This window comes from Amycolatopsis sp. NPDC051371 (genome assembly GCF_040682155.1).
In the GTDB taxonomy this organism is placed as follows: domain Bacteria; phylum Actinomycetota; class Actinomycetes; order Mycobacteriales; family Pseudonocardiaceae; genus Amycolatopsis.
The window spans coordinates 39144-60199 of the sequence record NZ_JBFBAG010000026.1 but is presented as its reverse complement, the minus strand read 5'-3'; the positions used below and the strand labels follow the sequence as shown (position 1 = coordinate 60199).

Annotated in this window: 23 protein-coding genes; 11 read left to right on the top strand and 12 right to left on the bottom strand. The window is 68.6% G+C overall.

Annotated features, from left to right (window positions below):
• The first annotated feature begins 14 nt into the window (after positions 1-14).
• Positions 15-920 carry a glycine betaine ABC transporter substrate-binding protein gene (locus AB0M59_RS29125; RefSeq protein ID WP_364621180.1) on the top strand — a complete coding sequence of 302 codons (906 nt, stop codon included), beginning with the start codon at positions 15-17 and terminating at the stop codon, positions 918-920.
• A 43-nt stretch (positions 921-963) separates the two neighbouring features.
• On the opposite strand, the gene AB0M59_RS29120 is transcribed toward AB0M59_RS29125, so the two are convergent.
• The 11 genes from AB0M59_RS29120 to ehuB form a co-directional block, all read right to left on the bottom strand.
• A complete protein-coding gene (locus AB0M59_RS29120; protein WP_364621176.1) occupies positions 964-1323 on the bottom strand; it encodes a nuclear transport factor 2 family protein in 360 nt (119 codons plus the stop codon).
• Between the two features lie 374 nt (positions 1324-1697).
• Positions 1698-1841 carry a hypothetical protein gene (locus AB0M59_RS29115; protein WP_364621173.1) on the bottom strand — a complete coding sequence of 48 codons (144 nt, stop codon included), beginning with the start codon at positions 1839-1841 and terminating at the stop codon, positions 1698-1700.
• 92 nt (positions 1842-1933) lie between these two features.
• Positions 1934-2158 (bottom strand): hypothetical protein, encoded by a 225-nt coding sequence (locus tag AB0M59_RS29110; RefSeq protein ID WP_364621170.1) that lies wholly within the window; start codon positions 2156-2158, stop codon positions 1934-1936.
• Positions 2155-2511: a hypothetical protein gene (locus AB0M59_RS29105; protein WP_364621167.1), complete on the bottom strand. Its 357-nt coding sequence runs from the start codon at positions 2509-2511 to the stop codon at positions 2155-2157. Before AB0M59_RS29105 ends, AB0M59_RS29110 begins: the two co-directional genes overlap by 4 nt.
• Positions 2498-2917, bottom strand: a complete 420-nt coding sequence (locus tag AB0M59_RS29100) for a hypothetical protein (RefSeq protein WP_364621164.1) — start codon at positions 2915-2917, stop codon at positions 2498-2500. Before AB0M59_RS29100 ends, AB0M59_RS29105 begins: the two co-directional genes overlap by 14 nt.
• 2 nt (positions 2918-2919) lie before the next feature.
• Complete coding sequence (locus AB0M59_RS29095) at positions 2920-3777, bottom strand: universal stress protein (protein WP_364621162.1); 858 nt, start codon at positions 3775-3777, stop codon at positions 2920-2922.
• A complete protein-coding gene (locus tag AB0M59_RS29090) occupies positions 3774-4202 on the bottom strand; it encodes a hypothetical protein (protein WP_364621159.1) in 429 nt (142 codons plus the stop codon). Before AB0M59_RS29090 ends, AB0M59_RS29095 begins: the two co-directional genes overlap by 4 nt.
• A gap of 86 nt (positions 4203-4288) precedes the next feature.
• Complete coding sequence (ehuA, locus tag AB0M59_RS29085) at positions 4289-5053, bottom strand: ectoine/hydroxyectoine ABC transporter ATP-binding protein EhuA (protein WP_364621395.1); 765 nt, start codon at positions 5051-5053, stop codon at positions 4289-4291.
• 1 nt (position 5054) lies between these two features.
• Positions 5055-5711 (bottom strand): ectoine/hydroxyectoine ABC transporter permease subunit EhuD, encoded by a 657-nt coding sequence (gene ehuD / locus AB0M59_RS29080; protein WP_364621156.1) that lies wholly within the window; start codon positions 5709-5711, stop codon positions 5055-5057.
• 1 nt (position 5712) lies between these two features.
• Entirely contained in the window at positions 5713-6396 is a 684-nt protein-coding gene (ehuC, locus tag AB0M59_RS29075; RefSeq protein WP_364621154.1) for an ectoine/hydroxyectoine ABC transporter permease subunit EhuC, read from the bottom strand.
• Between the two features lie 12 nt (positions 6397-6408).
• A complete protein-coding gene (gene ehuB, locus AB0M59_RS29070; RefSeq protein WP_364621151.1) occupies positions 6409-7311 on the bottom strand; it encodes an ectoine/hydroxyectoine ABC transporter substrate-binding protein EhuB in 903 nt (300 codons plus the stop codon).
• A 229-nt stretch (positions 7312-7540) separates the two neighbouring features.
• On the opposite strand from ehuB, the gene AB0M59_RS29065 reads away from it, so the two are divergent.
• Positions 7541-9316 (top strand): glycoside hydrolase family 15 protein, encoded by a 1776-nt coding sequence (locus tag AB0M59_RS29065; protein ID WP_364621148.1) that lies wholly within the window; start codon positions 7541-7543, stop codon positions 9314-9316.
• A gap of 390 nt (positions 9317-9706) precedes the next feature.
• Positions 9707-10201: a DUF4232 domain-containing protein gene (locus AB0M59_RS29060; protein WP_364621146.1), complete on the top strand. Its 495-nt coding sequence runs from the start codon at positions 9707-9709 to the stop codon at positions 10199-10201.
• 24 nt (positions 10202-10225) lie between these two features.
• Here AB0M59_RS29060 and AB0M59_RS29055 read toward each other — a convergent pair whose 3' ends face one another.
• Positions 10226-10654, bottom strand: coding sequence for an SPW repeat protein (locus AB0M59_RS29055; RefSeq protein WP_364621143.1), 429 nt, complete (start codon positions 10652-10654; stop codon positions 10226-10228).
• A 178-nt stretch (positions 10655-10832) separates the two neighbouring features.
• Here AB0M59_RS29055 and AB0M59_RS29050 point away from each other — a divergent pair, with 178 nt between their 5' ends.
• The 8 genes from AB0M59_RS29050 to fdh all read left to right on the top strand — a co-directional run bounded on the left by AB0M59_RS29050 (position 10833) and on the right by fdh (position 21005).
• A complete protein-coding gene (locus AB0M59_RS29050; protein ID WP_364621140.1) occupies positions 10833-11864 on the top strand; it encodes an SDR family oxidoreductase in 1032 nt (343 codons plus the stop codon).
• Positions 11865-12328: 464 nt separating this feature from the next.
• Positions 12329-13798 carry a cation:proton antiporter gene (locus AB0M59_RS29045; RefSeq protein ID WP_364621137.1) on the top strand — a complete coding sequence of 490 codons (1470 nt, stop codon included), beginning with the start codon at positions 12329-12331 and terminating at the stop codon, positions 13796-13798.
• 314 nt (positions 13799-14112) lie between these two features.
• On the top strand, positions 14113-15804 hold the full coding sequence (locus AB0M59_RS29040; RefSeq protein ID WP_364621134.1) for an APC family permease: 1692 nt from the start codon (positions 14113-14115) through the stop codon (positions 15802-15804).
• A 53-nt stretch (positions 15805-15857) separates the two neighbouring features.
• Positions 15858-16241 (top strand): phage holin family protein, encoded by a 384-nt coding sequence (locus AB0M59_RS29035; protein ID WP_364621131.1) that lies wholly within the window; start codon positions 15858-15860, stop codon positions 16239-16241.
• Positions 16242-16410: 169 nt separating this feature from the next.
• Entirely contained in the window at positions 16411-16896 is a 486-nt protein-coding gene (locus AB0M59_RS29030; protein ID WP_364621129.1) for a YetF domain-containing protein, read from the top strand.
• Positions 16896-17375, top strand: a complete 480-nt coding sequence (locus AB0M59_RS29025) for a DUF4383 domain-containing protein (RefSeq protein WP_364621126.1) — start codon at positions 16896-16898, stop codon at positions 17373-17375. The genes AB0M59_RS29030 and AB0M59_RS29025 overlap by 1 nt, the downstream gene beginning before the upstream one ends.
• A gap of 4 nt (positions 17376-17379) precedes the next feature.
• Positions 17380-17676 (top strand): hypothetical protein, encoded by a 297-nt coding sequence (locus AB0M59_RS29020; protein WP_364621123.1) that lies wholly within the window; start codon positions 17380-17382, stop codon positions 17674-17676.
• 47 nt (positions 17677-17723) lie between these two features.
• Entirely contained in the window at positions 17724-21005 is a 3282-nt protein-coding gene (gene fdh / locus AB0M59_RS29015) for a formate dehydrogenase (RefSeq protein ID WP_364621120.1), read from the top strand.
• The last annotated feature ends 51 nt before the right edge of the window (positions 21006-21056 follow it).

Here is a 21056-nt window from a genome sequence, read left to right as displayed (position 1 = left end):
AGAAAGGAACAAGCGTGCGGAACACCCCGAAGATCCGCCGGATCGCCGCCCTCTGCGTCGCCGTGCTGTCGGCGCTGGCGCTGACCGCCTGCGGCGGCCGCGAAGCGCAGTCCGGTAACGACCAGGGCTCGAAGTCGGTCACCATCGGCTACATCAACTGGGACGAGGATGTCGCGCTGACGAACCTCTACCAGGCCGTGCTGGAGAACAAGGGCTACCAGGTCAAGACGCAACTGCTGGACGTCGGTCCGATCTACGCCGGCCTGGCCAAGGGCGACGTCGACTTGTTCCTCGACGCATGGCTCCCGGCCACGCACGAGCAGTACTGGAAGCAGTACTCGAACCAGCTCGAAGACCTCGGCACGTGGTACGACAACGCGACGCTGAACCTCGCCGTACCAAACTATGTCCAGGGCGTCGACAGTATCGCCGACCTCAAGGCCCACGCCGCCGACTTCGGCGGCAAGATCACCGGCATCGAGGCCAGCGCGGGCGAAACCGGGATCGTGCAGAAGAACGCGATCCCGAAGTACGGCCTCGACGGAACGATCACCCTGCAGAACTCCTCGACGACGGCGATGCTCGCCGCGCTCGACTCGTCCATCAAGGACAAGAAGCCGATCGTCGTGACGCTGTGGCACCCGCACTGGGCCTACTCGCGCTACCAGCTCAAGGACCTGAAGGACCCACAGGGCGCGATGGGCAAGGGTGAGCAGCTGCACGCCATCGGGCGCAAGAGCTTCGGCACCGACTTTCCCGCGCTGGCGAAGGTCGCCAAGGGCCTCAAGCTCACCGATGAGCAGCTCGGCTCGCTCGAGGACCTGATCCAGCAGGCGCCCAGGGGGCAGGAGAAGGCCGCGGCGCAGAAGTGGATCGACCAGAACAAGGCGTTCGTCGACCAGGCCTTCACCGGCCTCTGAGGTTCGTGCGGCCGCCGCCACGCGCCGGTGGCGGCCGCACGTCTCACCGGCGGGTCCGCTGGTGGAACGTGAGCTTCCAGCCGCCCGGCCTGCGCGCGTAGACACTGCTCACCTGCGCCGAATACGGCAACGCCGAGCGCGTCGCCGCGATGCTGTAGCGGACCACGCCGGTGCCCTCGCTGAGCTCGACACAACGCAGCCCGTGCAACCGGAACTCCTCCCAGGCCGAGCCGCAGAGCGCGTCCAGAGCCTCACCCCGGGTCCGGATCGGCGGCAGGTCGGACAGCAGCACCACGATCCGCTCGTCGAAGACGCCGTCGTAGAACTTCCTCGCCGCTGCCAGCGTCGCCATGAGCGCCTGCCAGCCTTGCTGCTCCAGATCGATCAGCTCGTCGTTCTCCACCGGCCGTCCTCCACCACGGTCCGGCGGTCGCCGGTGCCACAGCCAGCGTTCCGTATCCCGGAGCGGTTGCACCTGACGATTACCTTGCGTTTTCCCCGCCGCCGTCAATGCCGCCCGTTGTCCCTGTCGGCCAGCTAAGCCACCGAACTGTCCCGGCTGCACACCCGCAACTTCATGTGAGCCGCGCAGCCACCCGCGATACACCGAGACTCCTGCGGCGACACCAGCGACATCGGATCTCTGCGGGACGCCGGCGGAAGAGCACGGTAAACCTTCCGCTCGGCTGCGACAAGGGTGGCAGTTCCCCACTTTGAAGTCGGTGAGCATCCTGACTTCGACCGTCGCCGCGCTCGCACGGGCGGAGCCTTCGTCGGCTACATCGCCTGCGGCTTCTGCTCCAAGTCCGCCTGGGCGACGGCGCCGCCACCGTCTACGGCCTCGCAGTGCTGGAAGCCGAACCAGGAAGTGCCTTTGGCGGGCGTCTTGACCGTCGCGCTCGGCGTCTGGCTGATCGTCATCTCGGTCGCAGTGGGGCGGCCTGAGGCTTTCCACCCCGGGTCATGGAGCTGAGGGGTCGAGGCCGCCCGGCGCTACACCGAGGTGCCCGTGCTCAGCCGTCCTCGCCGGGGCGGTGCCGATACTGCCGCACCAGGACGACGACCAGGCTACCCACGGCGACGCCGAGACCGATCAGGTCGACCAGGTTCAGGCCGGCGTGCCCGTCGAGCCAGATCGTGGTCCAGCCGAGCACCGCGGCCAACCGCCAGTACCGGTGGCGTCCCGGGATGAAGACGAGAGTGACTGTCGCCAGTGCCGCGGCGAACACGACGATCACCGATGCTGTTCGTCCTGTGCGGGAACGGCAGCGGCCCGGTGGTGGTGGTCCTCGGCCCGCCGAAGCGCCGCGTACGACCGGTGCATCGCCGCGTTCCACTCCGGCGAGGTGCTGGGCCGCTCCGTCGCCGAGTGCCGCGCTTCGGCGGCCCCCGCGAGCTCCTGAAAGGCCATCGCGTGCTCGGCCGCGACCTTCGCCAGCCCCCGTTCGACGCGGGCTCGGAATTCTCCGCCCAGTTCGGCGGCCAGCACCAGCCTGGCCGCCCGCGCCCGGTGCACGGCGGCGGTGCGCCACATCAGCTCGGCCACGTCCTGCAGCCGCGACACCTCGGTCACGTCGTCAGCGCCTTCCACGTCGCAGCCCCTCGCTCATCCGCTTGAGGTAGCGCAGCTGCGAGCGCGTGTGCTCACGATCGCGAGCGACCCCACCGAGCAGCCGGGCGAACGCCAGCTCCATGAGCCGCGCCCGAAGACCGGCGCGGAACTCCGCCCAGACGTGAGCGCGGACCACTGTGCTGTCGTATCCGTAGCGCTCCACGCTCCACGTGACACTCTCGGCGACGTCGACCGGCAGCCCTAACCAGCGGTAGCGCGAGAACGAGCTGCGGTTCAAGACCGGCGCCGGCCGCACGCAGGAGGACTCGGCCCGCTCGTCCGGTACCGGCGGGGTGGCGTGCCAATCACCTTCGATGCTGCGCAGCGTTTCGCGGACCGCCGGAACCGGGGCCGCGATGACGATGCCCTCCACGTAGTCGAACACGGCTACGTCCCGGCTCCGACGACGCTCACCGGGCACGGCGCGTGGTGCAGGACAGTCCTGCTCACCGAACCGCACAAGGCACGCCTGAAGGGATTCCGGCGGCGGTCACCGACCACGAGCAACGCCGCGTGCCTCGCGCGGTCCAGCAACGCCCGCTCGGGCCAGTCCCGGACGATTTCGTGCTCGAAGGGAACTTCGGGGTAGGCGGACAGCCAGTCGGCCAGTTCGGCCACCATGGCTTCCGACGGACCGGCGGGTGACCGGGCGCTCATCGCGTGGACGAGGTGCGCGGGGACCGCGTGGCGCTGGGCGAAGTCCAGTGCGAACGCCAACGCGGCGGAATTGTCGGCACCGGCTTCGAGGCCGACGACCACCGGGCACCCCACTGTCCCGGCGGCGGGGTCGTCGCCGCGGACGACGACGAGTGGTCGTTCGGAGTGCTGCGAGAGCCCGGCGGCCGTGGAGCCGAAGACGGCCCCGGCGAGCGGGCCCGTTCCCGGCGGGCCGACGACCAGCATCGCCGCCTCGGAGCGGGTGGCGTAGTGAGCCAGCGCCGGGCCGGGAAAGTCTTCGAGCAGGACAGTTCGCACGTCGAGGTCGGGGTAGGAGTGCCCGATCTCGCGCACGACCTCCTTCGTCTGCGTCCCGGCTTCCCGGCGCAGCCGCTCGGCTCCGCCGCTCAGCGGCGCGAACGCGACCTCCGGGTAGGCCCCGGCCGGCCAGCTCCAGTCGAGGGCACGCGCGACCACCAGGGCGCACTCCCGGCGGGCGGCCTCCGCTGCGGCCCAGAACACAGCCCGGAACGACGGCCGGGTGCCGTCGAAGCCGGCTACCACTGCGGGCGGCTCCACGATGGTCACGACCGCCCATCCCGTCCGGCGTCGCGCAGTGTACGGCCCAGGACAGCCACTCCGATCCCCCACAGTGCGAGGACTACGGCTCCGGCCGCGACATCGCTGGCGGTGGTGGCCGGCGCCGGGGTTCCGTGGTTGTAGCCGAGGGCGATCGGCGCCACCACCAGCCACGCCCCGGCGAGCGGGAGCACCGGGCGCCAGACGTGCGCGGTCGCCGGCGTCACAATCTGCGCCGCCCCGCACACCAGCACGACCGTCCCGACGAGCACGTCGTTCCAATAGCCGTTGAAACCACCGCCGCTGAACTCCTGGTCCAGCTGGAAGGGCGAAAGCGCCAGCCACAAGCCGGTCAGGAAGGTCAAGGCGTTCACCACGGCCAGCCCCAGGCTGTACGCGGCCACGCCGTGGCTCGTCCGGGTCCGGGTCCTCATGGGTCTCGGCTCCTTTCGTCACGCGTGCGGCTCCAGCCTCTCGCGGACGAGCGCCGCTGCACCTGACGATCAGCTTGCGATCCGCCTCAGCCGCGTTCGAGCACGGCTTTCAGGAATGTCCGCGTGCGCTCCTGGGTGGGTGCCGTGAACAGTTCGTCCGGCGGGGCGTCCTCGAGGATCCGGCCGTGGTCGAACATGAGGACCCGGTCGGAGACGTGCCGGGCGAACTCCATCTCGTGGGTGACGCAGAGGATCGTGATGTCGGTGCCCGCGGCGATTTCCTTGAGCACAGCCAGTACTTCGGCGACCAGCTCGGGGTCGAGCGCCGAGGTGACCTCGTCGAGCAGCAGCACCTGCGGACGCATCGCGAGGGCGCGAGCGATCGCGACCCGCTGCTGCTGGCCGCCCGACAACCGCGCCGGGTGGGCGTCCATCTTGTCGGCCAGCCCGACCAGCTGCAGCAGCTGCGCCGCCCGCGCGTCGGCCTCCTCTTTGGACAGACCGAGAACCCGCAGCGGTGCCTCGACGATGTTCTGCCGGACGTTCATGTTCGGGAACAGGTTGAAGTGCTGGAAAACCATGCCGATGCGCTTGCGCGCCGACCGGAGGTGGCGCTCGTCGGCCGGGACGAGCCTGCCCTCCTTGACCCGGTGGCTCAGGCACTCGCCGCCGACGTGGATAGTGCCGCCGTCGACCCGCTCCAGGGTCATCAGCAGCCGAAGGATGGTCGTCTTGCCCGACCCGCTCGGCCCGATCAGCGACACGAACTCACCCCGCCCGACGCGGAAGTTCAGCTCGTCCAGCACGACGAGCTCGCCGAACCGCTTGACCACCTGGTCGAACCGGATCATCTCAGAGCTGTCCGACACGGCGCTCCACCTTCCGGACCAGGATCGACGCGGGCAGGCTCACCACGAGGAACAACAGCCCGGCGAGGGTGTAGGGCTCGATGACGCGGAACGTCTCGGCCCCGACCTGTTTTGCCCGGTTGAGCACGTCGAGCACGCCGATGGCGAGCAACAGCGGAACCTCCTTGAACATCGAGATCGTGTAGTTCCCCAGCGCGGGCACCACCCGTGGGATCGCCTGCGGCAGCACGACCCCGGTCCACACCCGCCGCCGGGGCAGGTTCAGCGCCACCGCCGCTTCCCACTGACCCGCCGGGACGGCTTCGATCCCCGCGCGGTAGACGTCGGCGGTGTAGCAGGCGTAGTGCACGCCGAGCGCGATCACCCCGGTCACGAATCCGGAGAGCTTCAGCCCGATGGCCGGTTCGATCAGGTAGTAGAGGACGAAGATCTGGATGAGCAGCGGCGTGCTCCGGATGAACTCGACTACTCCGGCCGTGACCGGGCTCAGTACCGGGATGCGGGCGCGGCGCAACAGGGCGAACACGATGCCCAGCGCGTAGGCCAGCACCGAACCGAGCAGGGTGAGCTCGACGGTGACAAGCAGGCCTTCCAGCAGCAGCGGCAACGACGCAGCCGCGCTGTCCCAGTCCCAGTCCACGTCACACCCCCGCGATCCGGGCCGGCCGGCGGCCGAGCCGTCGTGCTCCGGCGTGTTCGAGCACTCGCATGCCGTACTTGATCACCAGCGCCAGCAGCAGGTACAGCACGAGCTCCGTGCCGTAGATCCAGACGATGTCGCGCCCGAACACCGGCCGCAGGAGCTCGCCGTGCTCGGTGATGTCACCGGCCGAGATGAACGACAGCAGCGCGGTGCTCTTCAGCAGCTGGATGAACAGGTTAGTGAACGGCGGCAGCGTGTCGACGACGGCCTGGGGCAGCAGCACCCGCCACATCCGCTGCGCGGGTGACAGGTTCAAGGCGACCGCGCCCTCGTACTGGGCCCGGGGGATGGAGTTCACGGCGCCGCGGACGATTTCCGCCCCGTAGGCGCCGTGGTTCAGGCCCAGCACGAGGATGCCGGCGAACAGCGGGACGAGTTTGAAGCCCACCAGGGCGGGCAGCACGAAGTAGAGCCAGAACAGCTGGACCACTTCGGACGTGCCCCGGAAGACCTCGACGTAGACCCGGCTGATCACACGGACCACCCGTGAAGGGGAGACCATCGCCAGCCCCGCGGCGAACGCCAGGACGATCGTGAGGGCGATCCCGCCGGCCGCGGCGGACACCGTCGTCGTCAAGCCCTGCAGGACCGACGGCAGGATCGTGCCGTAGGAGTCAGGCAAGGCGGTCTCGCATCACGCGGTGCACAGCTTCTCGGTGGTGACGTCCGGCTTCGGCAGGTTGCTCTCGTCGAAGCCGAACGGTGACGCGATCTTCACCCACTCGCCGCTGTCGTGCAGCTTCTTCAGCTCGGCGTCGAACGCGACGCGAAGGGTGTCGTCCTCCTTCCGGAAGACGAATCCCCCGGCCGATATCACGGGCTTTCCGTCGGCCATCGGAATGAACCCCGGCGTCACCTCGACCGCGGCACCGGGATTCTGCTTCACCAGCCACTTCAGCGAGATGTCGGTGAGCGCGGCGGCGTAGACACGACCGTCGGCGACCGCGCGCAGCATGTTGTCCTGCGTGTCGAGCGTCTGGATCTGGTCCTCGGCCACGCCGGCACCGGTCAGATAGCCCTTCTCGACCGCGGCCGAAAGCACCGCCACCTTGACCTTCTTCGCGGCAACGTCCTCGAGCTTCAGCACTCCTTGGGGGTTGCCCTTGGGCACGAGCAACGCGGTCAGGGCCGAATAGTCGGGCGCCGAGAAGTCCGCGGCCTGGCACCGCTTGGCGGTGATGTTCATCCCCGCGGCCACGACGTCGAACTGCTTCGCGGTCAGAGCCGGGATGAGCTGGTCGAACGGGACCACGCTGGCCTGCAACGCCGAGATGCCCAACTCGGTGAACGCCGCCCGCGCGACCTCCGGCGCTTCCCCGGTCGTCCGGCCGGAGCTGTCGGCGAATCCGTAGGGCGCCTCGTTCGCGATGCCGATCCTGATCACCTTGGCGTCCTTGGCGGCCTGCAACGCGTCCTTCCCGCCGGAACCGCCCGTGCTTTCACATGCCGACAGCGCCATGGCACCGCCGAGCACAGCCGCCGTCGTCAGCGCCGTCCGCCGCAACATGTCGCGACGGCTCCATCCATCGTGCGTCATTCGCACCCCTTCGCGATCCGAGTGGCCATGAACCTAGGTCGGCCGTTCGGGTGACAGCAACGGACTCCTTTGTGTCCGTTACGCGAACGTGACGCGAGAGTGGGTATTCGACAAACGGCGAACCGCTCAGTGTTGTACTTCATGGAGGGGGTGCACCTGACGATCACCTTACGATTTCCCGGACGCAAGGGTATGGTGTGCCCCGCGTTCTCTCGGGTATTCGGTCACCGTGAACGACAAACATCAGGAATGGCAGCAGTTCCCGCCTCACGTGCTGCGCGAATACGCTCTTCTCGCCGACGGCGAGCGCGGTGCCCTGTGCGGACCGCTCGGCGACATCGCCTGGCTGTGCGCACCGACTTGGGCCGACGATGCTGTGCTGTCCGCACTGATCGGCGGCCGCGGTGTCTACTCGGTCCGCCCGGCGGTCCCGTGTGTCTGGGGCGGCGCGTACGAACCCGGCACGCTGATCTGGCGCAGCCGCTGGGTGACCATCGACACGATCGTCGAGTCCCGCGACGCGCTCGCCTACCCTGCCGATCCCCACCGGGTAGTCGTGCTGCGCAGGATCGAGGCCGGTGAGCGGGATATCCCGATGCGGATCGAGCTCGACGTGCGCGGCCGCTTCGGGACCCGCTCCTTGCGGGAACTCCATCGCGCCGACGACGGGACGTGGACAGCCCGGACGGGTGAACTCCGCGTCCGGTGGCAGGGAGCCGGCGACGCCCGCCCGGACGCAACCGGACGCCTCGTCCTCGATCAGCTCGTCACCGCAGGTCGCCGGCACGACCTGGTCCTCGAGATCAGCGACGAGACCTTGCCGCCGCCCTCGGACCCCGACCGGCTGTGGACCGAAACCGCACACAGCTGGAGCACCGCTGTCCCGCACTTCACCGGCAGCGTGGCACCTCGAGACGCGCAGCACTCCTACGCGGTGCTGCGTGGCCTGACTTCCGGTGGCGGTGGCATGGTCGCCGCGGCCACTCTGGGCCTCCCCGAGCGAGCGGAAGCCGGGCGCAACTACGACTACCGCTACGTGTGGCTGCGGGACCAGTGCTACGCCGGCCTCGCGGTATCGGTCGACGAACCGCATCCGCTGCTCGACGACGCACTCGCGTTCGTGACCGCCCGCGTGCTGCAAGACGGCGACCGGCTCCTGCCCGCCTATCGGACGGACGGCCGGCCACCGCCGACGGAAACCGCATTGGGCTTGCCCGGATATCCGGGCGGCGCCGCCGTGCTGGGCAACCACGTCCGCGGCCAGTTCCAGCTCGACGCGCTGGGCGAGATCCTCCAGCTCTACGCCGCGGCGGCCGGCCACGACCGCCTGACGCCGGACGCCCGGAACGCTGTCGGCGTCGTGGTCGACCTGATCGCCCGGAAGTGGGATGAGCCGGACGCCGGTGTCTGGGAACTCGGTCGCGCCTGGTGGACCCACTCGCGGCTTGCCTGCGTTGCGGGCCTCCACAGCGTCGCCCGCCACTTTCCGGCCGGCCGGGCCGCCGAACTGGTGACGCTCGCCGACCGCCTGCTGAGCGAGACCGCCGGCCGCTGCGTCGACTCCCGCGGCGCCTGGCGGCGCAGCCCGGCGCACGACCACGTCGATGCCGCACTGCTGCTCCCGCCGGTGCGTGGTGCGCTGCCCGCCGACGACCCGCGCACGCTGGCGACGCTCGACGCAGTACGCGCGGAACTCACCCAGGACGGTTACGTCTACCGCTTCTCCCCCGACCACCGGCCGCTCGGTGATGCCGAAGGAGCCTTCTTGCTCTGCGGGTTCGTCATGGCGCTGGCCGAATGGCAGCAGGGCGACCAGGTCGCGGCGTTCCGCTGGTTCGAGCGCAACCGCGCCGCCTGCGGTCCGCCAGGCCTGCTCGCCGAAGAATACGACGTCCGCCAGCGGCAGCTCCGCGGCAACCTGCCCCAGGCCTTCGTGCACGGCCTGCTCCTCGAGACCGCCCAGCGGCTCGCCGCCCCGGCGCGTGGCGAGGCAAGCGGTGACTGACCGGGCCGGAAACCTCACCGCATCTCACCGAGAACAAAGCCGGCTGCCGACCTGAACTCAATACCCTCCGGAGCGACGATCGCAAGGCAATCGTCAGATACCCAGGTCAAAACGGCAGAACGGATAACCCCAAACGCTGTCGTACGGCAATTTTCGGCAGCAACGTCAGGCATGCATCGGTAGCCTGGTGGACGGGAACAAATGAAAATACTCTTGAACCGGGCCGACTACCAAAGAGGCCAAATGACGAAATCATGGCTTTCGGCCACGTGCGCCGCGGCAGCTGGCGCTCTTTTGCTCACCTCTTGTGGCGGGACCGGCGCCTCGCCGGCAACCACCAGTCCGTCGCCGGCTTCCCCGGCGTCGAAACCTTCAGTGACGACACCTTCAGTGACGACTTCCGAAGCCGGCAGCACGGACTCGTCCAGCACCGTTCCCGCGTCGACCACTCCCGACGGAGGCCACTTGTGCCAGGCCGGCGACGTCAAGCTGGCACTGGGCCGGGGAGACGCCGGTGCCGGATCGGTCTACCGGCCGTTGCTGATCACCAACGACAGTTCGGCGCCGTGCGAGATCCAGGGGTTCCCCGGCGTGTCGTACGTCGCCGGCGACGACGGCCACCAGGTGGGTGAAGCCGCCTACCGCGAAGGGACGGAAGGCGCCCCGGTCCGGCTGGCTCCCGGCCAGACCGCCGCCGCGGACATCCAGTTCGTCAACGTGCACAACTACCCGGAGAACGTCTGCCGGCCGAGCCCGGTCCGAGGCCTGCGGATCTATCTGCCGCAGGAGACCGAGTCGAACTTCGTTCCCATGCCGGGAACGGGCTGCGCGAACACCGACCTCCCCGGAAACCAGCTCGCGGTCAAGACGGTGCACCGGGCCTGATCACCGGCGGGCGCAGCGACCGGTTTACGCACGGCGGCGCGCCGCCGCCTTGCGGCGAGCAGCCACAGTGACCGCCGTGACCGAGAAGATCGCGACCAGGATTCCGGCCACCAGAGCATTCGTCTTCGCCGCGTCACGGTGTCCTTCGACTGGGTAGCCGAGGGCGAACGGCGAAACGATCAACCAGAATCCGACGACGACGTTGACCAGTCCCAGCCACGCGGCCGCCCGGGGAGCCACCAGCCGTACCGCGGCCACGACCGTCACGACCGCGCCGCACAGCAGCACGTTCCAGAACCCCGCGGAACCGGCCAATGTCACCGAGTAGCTGAACACGAAAGCCGCGACTACCAGCCAAACCCCCACGAGGAACTCCGCGGCGAGGGGCAGCCGGCCTTCCCGCATCTTCTGATCGCGAGCGCCCTGCTTCGTCGCGGTGCCGATCTTGGTCATCCGACCTCACCTCCATCGCTTCGATGACACCGCATACCCCCTCCACGAGGCAGGAAACACGGCACGGACAGCAGCAGATTTCGACAAGGTAACAGTTGTGTCAGCCAATGGTTGGGGCACGAGCCCCGGGTACCCGGGGCTCCGGAACAGCGGCCAGCACGAGAGGAGCCTCAGCCCGATGTCCCAGAACACACCCGTGGTCGTGGTGACCGGCGCAAGCGGCGGGGTCGGACGTGCCGTCGCCCGCGGCTTCGGGCGGCGGCCCGCTCGCGTCGCTCTCTTGTCCCGGGGCAGGAAAGGCCTGGACGGCGCCGCCGAGGACGTCCGCGCCGCGGGCGGCACGCCCCTGCCGATCCCCACCGACGTCGCCGACTATTCGCAGGTCGACGCGGCGGCGAGCAAGGTGGAAGCCGAACTCGGCCCGATCGACGTCTGGGTCAACGTCGCCTTCAGCTCGATCTTCGCACCGTTCACCGAGATCGAGCCCGACGAATTCCGGCGCGCCACCGAGGTGTGCTATTTCGGCTTCGTCCACGGCACCAAGGCCGCACTGAACCGGATGAAACCCCGCGACCACGGCACCATCGTCCAAGTGGGCTCCGCCCTGGCTTACCGGGGTATTCCGTTGCAGTCCGCGTACTGCGGAGCAAAACACGCGATCCAGGGTTTCAACGAAGCACTGCGTTGCGAACTGCTCCACGACCGCAGCAAGGTCCGCACGACCATGGTGCAGCTTCCCGGGATGAACACGCCGCAGTTCTCCTGGGTGCTGTCCCGGCTCCCCCACCACGCCAAGCCGGTTTCGCCGATCTACCAGCCGGAGATCGCGGCGCGGGCCGTATTGTACGCCGCCGACCACCCGCGTCGGCGCGAGTACTGGGCCGGAGCGAGCACGGTCGGCACCCTGCTGGCGAATGCGGTCGCTCCCGGGCTGCTCGATCGCTACCTGGCCCGTACCGGCTACCAGGGTCAGCAGACCAGCACACCGACGTCCCCCGACCGGCCGGCGAACCTCTGGCGCCCGGCCGACGACAACGACGGCCGGGACTTCGGTGCCCACGGCGAGTTCGACGACCAGGCCTTGCCGCGCAGCCCTCAGCTGTGGTTCAGCCATCACCACGGGCTTCTCGCCGTGGCCGGGGCCGCAACCGCGGCCGCCACCGGGGCCTTCGTTCACCGGCGTGGCAACCGTGGAGGACACCCGCGGTGAAGGCAATCGGAGCGACTGCTCCGATCGCCTTCACCAGCCCCACTGCCGCACCTCGCTACCGGCTCGCCGAACTCGAACTGGATCGTGCGTTTAGCCTCGCGGCCGGCGACGTTCGTTCTGACTGCTTGCCACTGCCGGTGTACCAGGCGAGCACCGCAGAAGCCAGGAGGAAGTACCCGGCAACCTCAGAATGGACGGCGCCGCAACTGGACTGAGGTTGATGTGCGTGTTCGCGCCAGAACGAGTACTTCGCTCCGTCACCACCGACGGTCGCGCCGTCGGGTGAGCCGGGTGCTTCGTGTCATCGCCTTTCTTTCCTTCCCAGGCCAGCGAAGTCGGCTACCGCGCGCGGCAGTCGCCAAGCGCTGTGAGGCGGGTCTGTTACAGGCTACGGAACGTCGCATTTGACACCGTCGAAAGCGGGTATCCGACCTTCCGCTACCACACCGACCGACGGAGGACACGTGAGCGGAATCGAGTCGTTCGGCCTGACTCTCCTGATCGTGTCCGCGGTCATTTCGCTGGCCCTGGTGTCCAACCGGATCAGCTCCGCCCTCCGCGTGCCCGCGCCGGCGATCTTCCTGGTCGCCGCGGCCGCGGCGTCGGACCTCGTGCCGTCGCTGCGGCAGGTGTCGCTCGGCGTCGTGGAAAACGTCGTGACCGTCGCCCTCGTCGTGATCCTTTTCGACGGCGGCATGACCATCGGCGTCCGGAAACTGCGCGCCGCCCTGGGCGCGGTCGTTTCGATCGGCGTGCTGGGCACCTTCCTCACCGCGGGCGCGCTGGCCGTGGCCGCTCACCTGCTGTTCGGTCTGCCATGGTTGCTCGCCCTCCTGCTCGGCGCCGCTCTCTCCCCCACCGACCCGGCCGTCGTGTTCTCCGTGCTCGGCAACCGCGAGATCACCGGCCGGGCGGGAACGACCATCCAGGGTGAGTCCGGCGCCAACGACCCGGTGGGCATCGCGTTGCTACTGAGCCTGGCCGGCGTCACCACCAGCGCCGGGTTCGGGGACGCTTTTCTCGGTGTGCTGGGGAAGTTCGCGGTGGAAATGGCGGTCGGGGCGGCCGTCGGGCTCGTGGGCGGCTGGCTGCCGCTGCAGCTGGTCCGCCGGGTCGAAATGCCCTCCGAAGGACTTTACCCTCTGCGGACCCTCGCAATTTCGTTCGTGCTCTACGGCGCCGCCACCCTCGCCCACGGCTCCGGTTTTCTCGCGGTGTTCATCGCAGGCGTCCTCGTCGGTGACGCCGCGGCCCCGTTCAAACGCGAGATCGAACGGTTCCACTCCTCGCTGGCAAGTCTCGCCGAGATCGTCGCGTTCGTGATCCTCGGGTTGACCGTCTCGTTGTCCTCACTGTTCACGACCAACGCCTGGTGGATCGGGCTGGTGCTGGCCATCTTGCTGACGTTCGTCGTCCGGCCCCTGGTGGTGGGTCCGCTGCTGCTGGCCACGCACATGCCGTGGGGCGAACGGGTGTTCGTCATCTGGTCGGGACTCAAGGGTGCCGTCCCGATCCTGCTCGGTACCTACATCCTGGCCTCCGGCCGGGGTGCGGACGTCGTGGCCTACGAGGTCATCTTCGTCGTCGTACTGTTTTCGGTCGTCGTCCAGGGTGGCCTGATGCCCATGGTCGCCGCCCGGTGCGGGATCGGGATGCGGGAGCGGCCGCCACGCCCCTGGGCACTGGGCATCCGCACGAACGAGGAGCCGGCAGGGGGTCGGCGGTTCCGAATCTCGCCGGGGGCGCCGGCGGCCGGGCGCACCGTGGACGACCTCCACCTCGGCGAAGACATTTGGGTCAGCCTGGTCGTGCGCCGTGGCAGGCAACTGCGAATTCGGGGCGACCTTACGCTCGAGCAGGACGACGAGGTGCTGGCCGACCCGGACAGCGAACGGAAAGCGGCGGCGCTGTTCACGGCACGTTCCCAGCAGTGACTCCCTCAGTGGGTCTTGCTCACCCTCGGAGTCCATGTCGGATCACGGAGACTTCCCGGCCGCACCCGGCGCCCAGCTTATGTTTTCGCCAGCGGTCATCGAGCCCGATTGTCGCCGAACTACTGCTGTGCAACTATAAATTTCTCACTACAACAGTTGCACCTGGTACGCCTGAGTGGTTCGCTCGGTAGGGTAAGCGAAACGAAGTCACCGGCCGCAGGCTCGTCACGAGCCGGGAGCTTGCCTGCCACGGGCAGCTCGCGAACGCCGCGCATCCGCGCCGCGTTGCCCCGGAGCTGGGAGGAGACCAGACGATGCACACCGAGTCCGGGGCAGCGGCCGGCCCAGCAGGCCTGGCAGCGGGGGACGACACCCGCCTGAAGAAGCACTTCGGCACCGTGGGCCTGCTCTTCACCGCCGTCGGCTCGGTGATCGGGTCGGGCTGGCTCTTCGGCGCCTTGAACGCCGCCCAGCTGGCCGGCCCGGCGGCGATCGTTTCCTGGGGCATCGGCGCGGTGATGTTCGTCCTCATCGGAATGAGCTACGCCGAGCTCGGTACGATGTTCCCGCACTCCGGCGGCGTCGCGCGCTTCCCGCACTATTCCTTCGGCTCGTTCGCGAGTTACTCGATGGGATGGGTCACCTGGATCGCCGCGGCCGCGGTTGCCCCGATCGAGGTCCTCGCGGTGGTCCAGTACGCCACCAACTACCTTCCGTGGCTGGAGCACCTCGACGCGGCCGGCGAGCCGACGCTCACCGGTGCCGGCACCGCCGTCTCCGTCGCGTTGCTCGCCCTGTTCGTGCTGGTCAACTTCTTCGGCGTACGCTGGTTCGCCCGGATCAACAACGTGCTCGTCTGGTGGAAGCTCGCGATCATCGCGCTGGTGATCGTCGTCTTCCTGGTCGTTGCCTTCGACGGCACCCATTTCTCGGGTTTCGGCGGTTTCGCGCCCTACGGGACCCACGGCATCTTTTCCGCGGTTGCGAGCGCAGGCATCGCGTTCTCGTTCTTCGGGTTCCGGCAAGGGGTCGAACTCGCCGGGGAGACCGACAACCCCCGGCGCAACGTACCTCTCACCCTCATCGGCTCTGTCGTGCTGACCGGCGTTCTGTACGTGCTCCTCCAAATCGCCTTCATCGGCGCAGTACCGTCCCGAGCCGTCGCACCGCAGGGCTGGCAAGGCGTCGGAGCCAACTTCAGCGCCGGTGCGGATGTGATGGCCACCTTTGGGCCGCTCGCCGCGATCGCGACGATCATCGGTACCGGCTGGCTGGCCGCGCTGCTCTACGCGGACGCCATCATCTCCCCCGGCGACACGGGCCTCATCTACACCGGCGTCACCGCCCGCATTTCATACGCCATGGGCCGCAATCGCAACGCCCCGGCCGGCTTGGCGAAGGTCACGCCCGGCGGGGTGCCGTGGGTCAGCCTGATCCTGGCCTTCGTCGTCGGCTGCTTCTTCTTCCTGCCATTCCCCGGCTGGAGCAAGCTGGTCGAATTCGTCACGAACAGCACCGTGCTGTCTTTCGGGTCCGGGCCTCTCGTCCTGCTCGCCATGCGTCGCCAGCTGCCCGATCGGCACCGGCCGTTCCGGCTCGGCCGCACCAGCGTGTGGATCATCGCCTTCCTCGCGTTGTTCTCGACGAATTTGATCATCTACTGGACAGGCTGGGACACCAACTGGAAGCTGCTGGTCGTCATCCTCGCGGGCTATGTCCTGCTGGGCGTGCACGAACTGGTCGCGAAGGGGCGGACCGCCCGGATGGACTTCCGGCACGGCTGGTGGGTGCTCGTATGGTTCGCCGGGCTCGCCCTGATCAGCTACCTCGGCGATTACCCGGCGCAGAACGAGCACGCCGGCAACCTCGGCGTCCTCGATCTGACCCTGGGCGCCATCGCCTCGCTGGTCCTCACTGCCGTCGTCATGGCGCTGGCGCTCACGAGTGCCCTGCCCCGCGAGCAGGTCGAGACAGCTTTCCCGACCGCAGCGCGGCCGGACGCATAACGACGGCCGGTGCGGGTAAGCGGAAGCACGACAACGGACCGGGAGGAAAGGTCATGGCCGAACCGCACCACACGGACCCCGTCGGAGGCATCGCGGACCAGATCGCCGAGCTGGTCCGGCGGGAGATTGCCCATGCGAAGGAAGAGCTGCGTGAGAGCGCGAAGTCAGCCGGGCTCGGTGGCGGCATGATCGGCGCCGCGGGCGTCGCGGGCCTCTACGGCGGCGCCTCGATCACCGCAGCAGCCGTACTGCTGCTGTCCCGTCGCCTGCCGCCCTGGGTGTCCGCGGCGATCGTCGGCGCCGGCGCTTCGGCCGCCGGGGCAGTACTGGCCAGGCGAGGCATCGGCAAGGTGCGCGAAGCATCCGCGCTTCCCCGCGAGACGATTCGCGAAACCAAGGAAACGCTCGACGGCACCGACGGTGGCCCCACGCTGTGAAGTGTTCCAGCGTGAAAGCTTCGTACTCGGCATGCGCGGCCGCAACCCGGGCGTCCCCGTCGAAGCCTGCCCTGCCGGGTGGAAGGCGTTTCCCGGCGATGAACCCCGCATGGGCGCCGCCGCTTCGCTCCCGATGTTTGTCCACCGGAGAACGAGGTAGGCGGGATCCATGATGTGGTTCTTCAGCGGCTGGGGCGTGGTCGGGGAAGCGTGCGGCAAAACCGCACTGCTCGTCCTGACCGCCTTGGCCGGTCTCCGGCTCGCTCCCCGCCGGACGCTGGCGGAGCTGCGTATCTTCGACTTCGTCGTGGCCGTCGCCGTTGGCGCGATCATCGGCCGGACCGCCACGGCGGCCGGAACGTCCTTCATGGTCGGTTTCGGCGCGCTCGTCACCTTGCTCGTCCTGCACACGCTCGTCGGACGCCTTCGGTCCGTTCCCCGACTCAAGCGCCTGCTGGACCACCCGGTCCGCAAGCTGGTGACCGACGGCCGGATCGACGAGGCCACCATGCGTGCGACCCAGCTCACGCGGGACGACCTCGACGGGGCCCTCCGGCAACAGGGCGTCGACTCGCTCAGCGAGGTCGAGTCCGTGCTGTACGAAACCCAGGGTGCTTTCACCGTCCGCCGTCGCGACCCGATCCAGGAGCAGTGATGACCGAAACCGGACACATCACCAGATCGAGAGCGCTGCTCGTGCAGCGCACCACAATGGTCGTCGGAGTCGTCTTCCTGATCGTGGGCGTGCTGGGGTTCATCCCCGGAGTCACGACGCACAACGACCAGCTGCAGGTCGCCGGCCACCATTCGATGGCACAACTGTTCGATGTGTTCACCGTGTCCGTCCTGCACAACCTCATCCACCTGCTGTTCGGGATCGTGGGGCTGGTGGCGGCGCGCTCCCCCGGCGGGTCTCGGGCCTACCTGACGATCGGCGGCCTCGTCTACCTCATCCTATGCGTCTACGGCATGGGCACCGACAGCGCCGGCGCCCCGAACTTCGCGCCGGTGAACGACGCCGACAACTGGCTGCACCTCGGGCTCGGCGTCGGCATGGTCGCGCTCGGCATCGGCGCCACCGCGCTCGACCGGCAACGCGGCGACTTCCCGCCGCAAGACGTGCGGAAGGTCTGATGTGATGGCGACCCGGCAGCAAGTACAGCAGATGACCGCGCTCGGCCTGGACTACGCCGAAATCGGGCGCCGGCTCGGCATCCCGCCGGGGCTGGCCCACCTCATCGGCACCGGGCTGCCCGCGGACGGCGGGGACGCGCCGAGCCCGGAGGAACGCCGGGCTCGCGGGCTACCGCCGTCCGGACAGGACCTGTCGAATCCGCGGCACGAGAACCCAACCGGCCGCGAGATGGTGCACCGCTGGATCGCCGAGCGGGTCCGCGCCGACGCGCAGATGCGGGCCGCGGGAAGCCAGGTTTGATCCCGGGAACACATGGGTACGCGCGGACAGAGCAACGGAGGTGAGCGATGGGGCTGAAGCGCTGGGTCTCGGAGTGGCCGGTCTACCGGCAGCTGACCGAAGGCGACCCCACCGGCCGCGGTGCCGCGGCCAAGAGCCGGATCAGCCTCGAACTCACCCCTCGCACCACGGGTGCGGACAAAGTGGTCAAATCGGTCTGCCCGTACTGCGCGGTCGGGTGCGGGCAGAACGTCTACGTCGAGAACGAAAAGGTCACCCAGATCGAGGGCGACCCCGACTCTCCCGTCAGCCGCGGCCGCCTCTGCCCCAAGGGCTCGGCGAGCCTGCAGCTGACCACCGGCTCCGCCCGGGAACACCAGGTCCTCTACCGGAAGCCCTACGGCACCGAGTGGGAGACCCTCGACCTCGAGACCGCGATGGACATGATCGCGGAGCGCACCATCGCCGCCCGGGCCGAAGGCTGGCAGTGGGAGGTCGACGGCAAGCGCACCCGGCGCACCATGGGCATCGCCAGCCTCGGCGGCGCCACCCTGGACAACGAAGAGAACTACCTGATCAAGAAGCTCTTCACAGCGCTGGGCGCGATCCAGATCGAAAACCAGGCCCGCGTTTGACACTCCGCCACCGTTCCCAGTTTGGGGACTTCCTTCGGTCGTGGCGGGGCCACGACGTTCCAGCAGGACCTGGCGAACGCCGACTGCATCGTCGTCGAGGGCTCGAACATGGCCGAGTGCCACCCGGTCGGGTTCCAATGGGTGATGGAAGCCAAGGCACGCGGCGCGAAGGTCATCCACGTCGACCCGCGGTTCACCCGAACGAGCGCACTGGCCGACATCCACGTGCCGCTGCGCGCCGGGACGGACATCGCGTTCCTCGGCGGGATCGTCAACTACGTGCTCCAGGAGGAGAAGTACTTCCGGGAGTACCTGCTGGCCTACTCGAACGCGGCCACGATCATCGCCGAAGAGTTCGCCGACACCGAGGACCTCGACGGCGTCTTCTCGGGCCTGAACCCCGAGCAGCGCAGCTACGACACGCAGACCTGGCAGTACGAAGGTTCCGACATGCAGGCGGCGTCGGGGCAGCGGGATCAGCAGTGGAAGGAGCGCACCGGCGAAGGCAGTTCGGTAAGCGAAGCGGCCCGCGGCGAGGCACACGGCTCCGGTGGCGCGGAAGTCGGCGCCGAACCTCAGACGGACCTCACCCTGCAGCACCCGCGGTGCGTGTTCCAAATTCTCAAGCGGCACTTCGCCCGCTACACCCCGGATATGGTGGAGCAGATCTGCGGCATCCCGCAGGCCACGTTCCGGCAGGTGTGCGAGCTGCTGGCGGAGAACTCCGGGCGGGATCGCACGAGCGCGTTCGCCTACGCGGTCGGCTGGACCCAGCACACCGTGGGTGTCCAGTACATCCGGACGGCGGCGATCCTGCAGACGCTGCTGGGCAACATCGGCCGTCCCGGGGGTGGGATCCTCGCGCTGCGCGGGCATGCGTCGATCCAGGGGTCGACCGACATCCCGACGTTGTTCAACCTGCTGCCCGGCTACATCCCGATGCCGCACGCACACACGAACGAGGACCTGGACACGTTCGTGGAAGCCGAAGGCACCAAGAAGGGCTATTGGGGCAACATGAGGTCGTACCTGGTGAGCCTGCTCAAGGCGTACTGGGGTCCGGCGGCCCGGCCGGACAACGACTTCTGCTTCGACCACCTGCCCCGGCTCACCGGCAGCCACAGCACCTACGAAACCGTCATGGAACAGCTGAAGGGCACGTGCAAGGGCTACTTCCTGCTCGGGGAGAACCCGGCGGTCGGGTCGGCCAACGCGAAGATGCAGCGGCTGGGCATGGCCAATTTGGACTGGCTCGTGGTGCGGGACTTCTCGCTCATCGAAAGCGCCACGTGGTGGAAGGACAGCCCGGAAATCGAAAGCGGAGAGCTGCGCACCGAGGACATCGCCACCGAGGTGTTCTTCCTGCCCGCCGCCGCCCACACCGAGAAGGACGGCAGCTTCACCAACACCCAGCGGATGCTGCAGTGGCACCACCAGGCGGTCGAACCGGCCGGGGACGCACGCAGCGACCTGTGGTTCACCTTCCACCTGGGCCGCAAGATCCGCGAGAAGCTCCTCAAAGCCACGATGGAGGCGTCCACTTCGGACGAACAGCGCGAACGCGACCAGCCGGTGCTGGAGCTGACGTGGGACTACCCCACCAAGGGGCGGCTGGCCGAGCCGGAGGCCGAGGCGGTGCTGGCCGAGATCAACGGCTGGAACGCCGACGCCGAACCACTGTCCAGCTACGAACAGCTCAAGGACGACGGCTCCACCGCCTGCGGCTGCTGGATCTACTGCGGGGTCTACCAAGACGGCGTCAACCAGGCTTCCCGGCGCAAACCGACCACCGAGCAGAACTGGGTCGCCCCTGAATGGGGCTGGGCCTGGCCGGCCAACCGCCGGATCCTCTACAACCGGGCCTCCGCCGACCCCGACGGCAAGCCGTGGAGCGAACGGAAGGCCTTGATCTGGTGGGACGCCGACGAGGGCAAGTGGACCGGCCACGACGTACCCGACTTCAAACCCACGAAGGCGCCGGACTTCCAGCCCGACGAGGACGCCACCGGCCCGGACGCGCTCACCGGCACCGACGCGTTCATCATGCAGGCCGACGGCAAGGCCTGGCTCTACGTGCCGGCCGGGCTGACCGACGGACCGCTGCCCACCCACTACGAGCCGCAGGATTCGCCGTTCCCCAACCTGCTGTACCCGCAGCAGCGCAACCCGGTCCGGCAGATGATCCGGCACAAGCACAACCGGTTCCAGCCCAGCGGCACCGAACCGGGCTCCGAGGTATTCCCCTTCGTCGTGACCACCTACCGGCTCACCGAGCACCACACCGCAGGCGGGATGAGCCGCTGGCAGCCCTACCTCGCCGAGCTGCAACCCGAGCTGTTCTGTGAGGTTTCACCGGAGCTGGCGCGGGAGCGCCACCTCGAGCACATGGGCTGGGCCACGATCGCCACCGCGCGAGGTGTCATCGAGGCTCGGGTGCTGGTCACCGAGCGCCTCACGCCGTTGAAGATCCAGGGCCAGACGCTGCACCAGGTCGGCCTCCCCTACCACTGGGGCCAGAACGGCCTGACCACCGGCGACACGGTCAACGAGCTCATCTCTCTCAGCCTCGACCCGAACAGCCACATCCAGGAGACCAAGGCCGCGGCCTGCGACATCCGGCCGGGCCGCCGTCCCCGCGGCCCGGAGCGCCTCGAGCTGGTCCGGAAGTACCAGGAGCAGGCCGGGATCACCCCGGAAACCGGAACGGAGGTGTGAGTTGACCACGACCGATCCCGCGTCGGCCACCGGCTACCGCGACCACCCGCC

What these genes read in the sequence shown, in the direction of transcription:
- AB0M59_RS29115 (WP_364621173.1), bottom strand. Translation starts at nt 1,841, where the DNA reads ATGACGATCAGCCAGACGCCGAGCGCGACGGTCAAGACGCCCGCCAAA.
- AB0M59_RS29090 (WP_364621159.1), bottom strand. Translation starts at nt 4,202, where the DNA reads ATGAGGACCCGGACCCGGACGAGCCACGGCGTGGCCGCGTACAGCCTG.
- ehuA (WP_364621395.1), bottom strand. Translation starts at nt 5,053, where the DNA reads ATGATCCGGTTCGACCAGGTGGTCAAGCGGTTCGGCGAGCTCGTCGTG.
- ehuB (WP_364621151.1), bottom strand. Translation starts at nt 7,311, where the DNA reads ATGACGCACGATGGATGGAGCCGTCGCGACATGTTGCGGCGGACGGCG.
- AB0M59_RS29055 (WP_364621143.1), bottom strand. Translation starts at nt 10,654, where the DNA reads ATGACCAAGATCGGCACCGCGACGAAGCAGGGCGCTCGCGATCAGAAG.
- AB0M59_RS29050 (WP_364621140.1), top strand. Translation starts at nt 10,833, where the DNA reads ATGTCCCAGAACACACCCGTGGTCGTGGTGACCGGCGCAAGCGGCGGG.
- AB0M59_RS29040 (WP_364621134.1), top strand. Translation starts at nt 14,113, where the DNA reads ATGCACACCGAGTCCGGGGCAGCGGCCGGCCCAGCAGGCCTGGCAGCG.
- AB0M59_RS29035 (WP_364621131.1), top strand. Translation starts at nt 15,858, where the DNA reads ATGGCCGAACCGCACCACACGGACCCCGTCGGAGGCATCGCGGACCAG.
- AB0M59_RS29030 (WP_364621129.1), top strand. Translation starts at nt 16,411, where the DNA reads ATGATGTGGTTCTTCAGCGGCTGGGGCGTGGTCGGGGAAGCGTGCGGC.
- AB0M59_RS29025 (WP_364621126.1), top strand. Translation starts at nt 16,896, where the DNA reads ATGACCGAAACCGGACACATCACCAGATCGAGAGCGCTGCTCGTGCAG.
- AB0M59_RS29020 (WP_364621123.1), top strand. Translation starts at nt 17,380, where the DNA reads ATGGCGACCCGGCAGCAAGTACAGCAGATGACCGCGCTCGGCCTGGAC.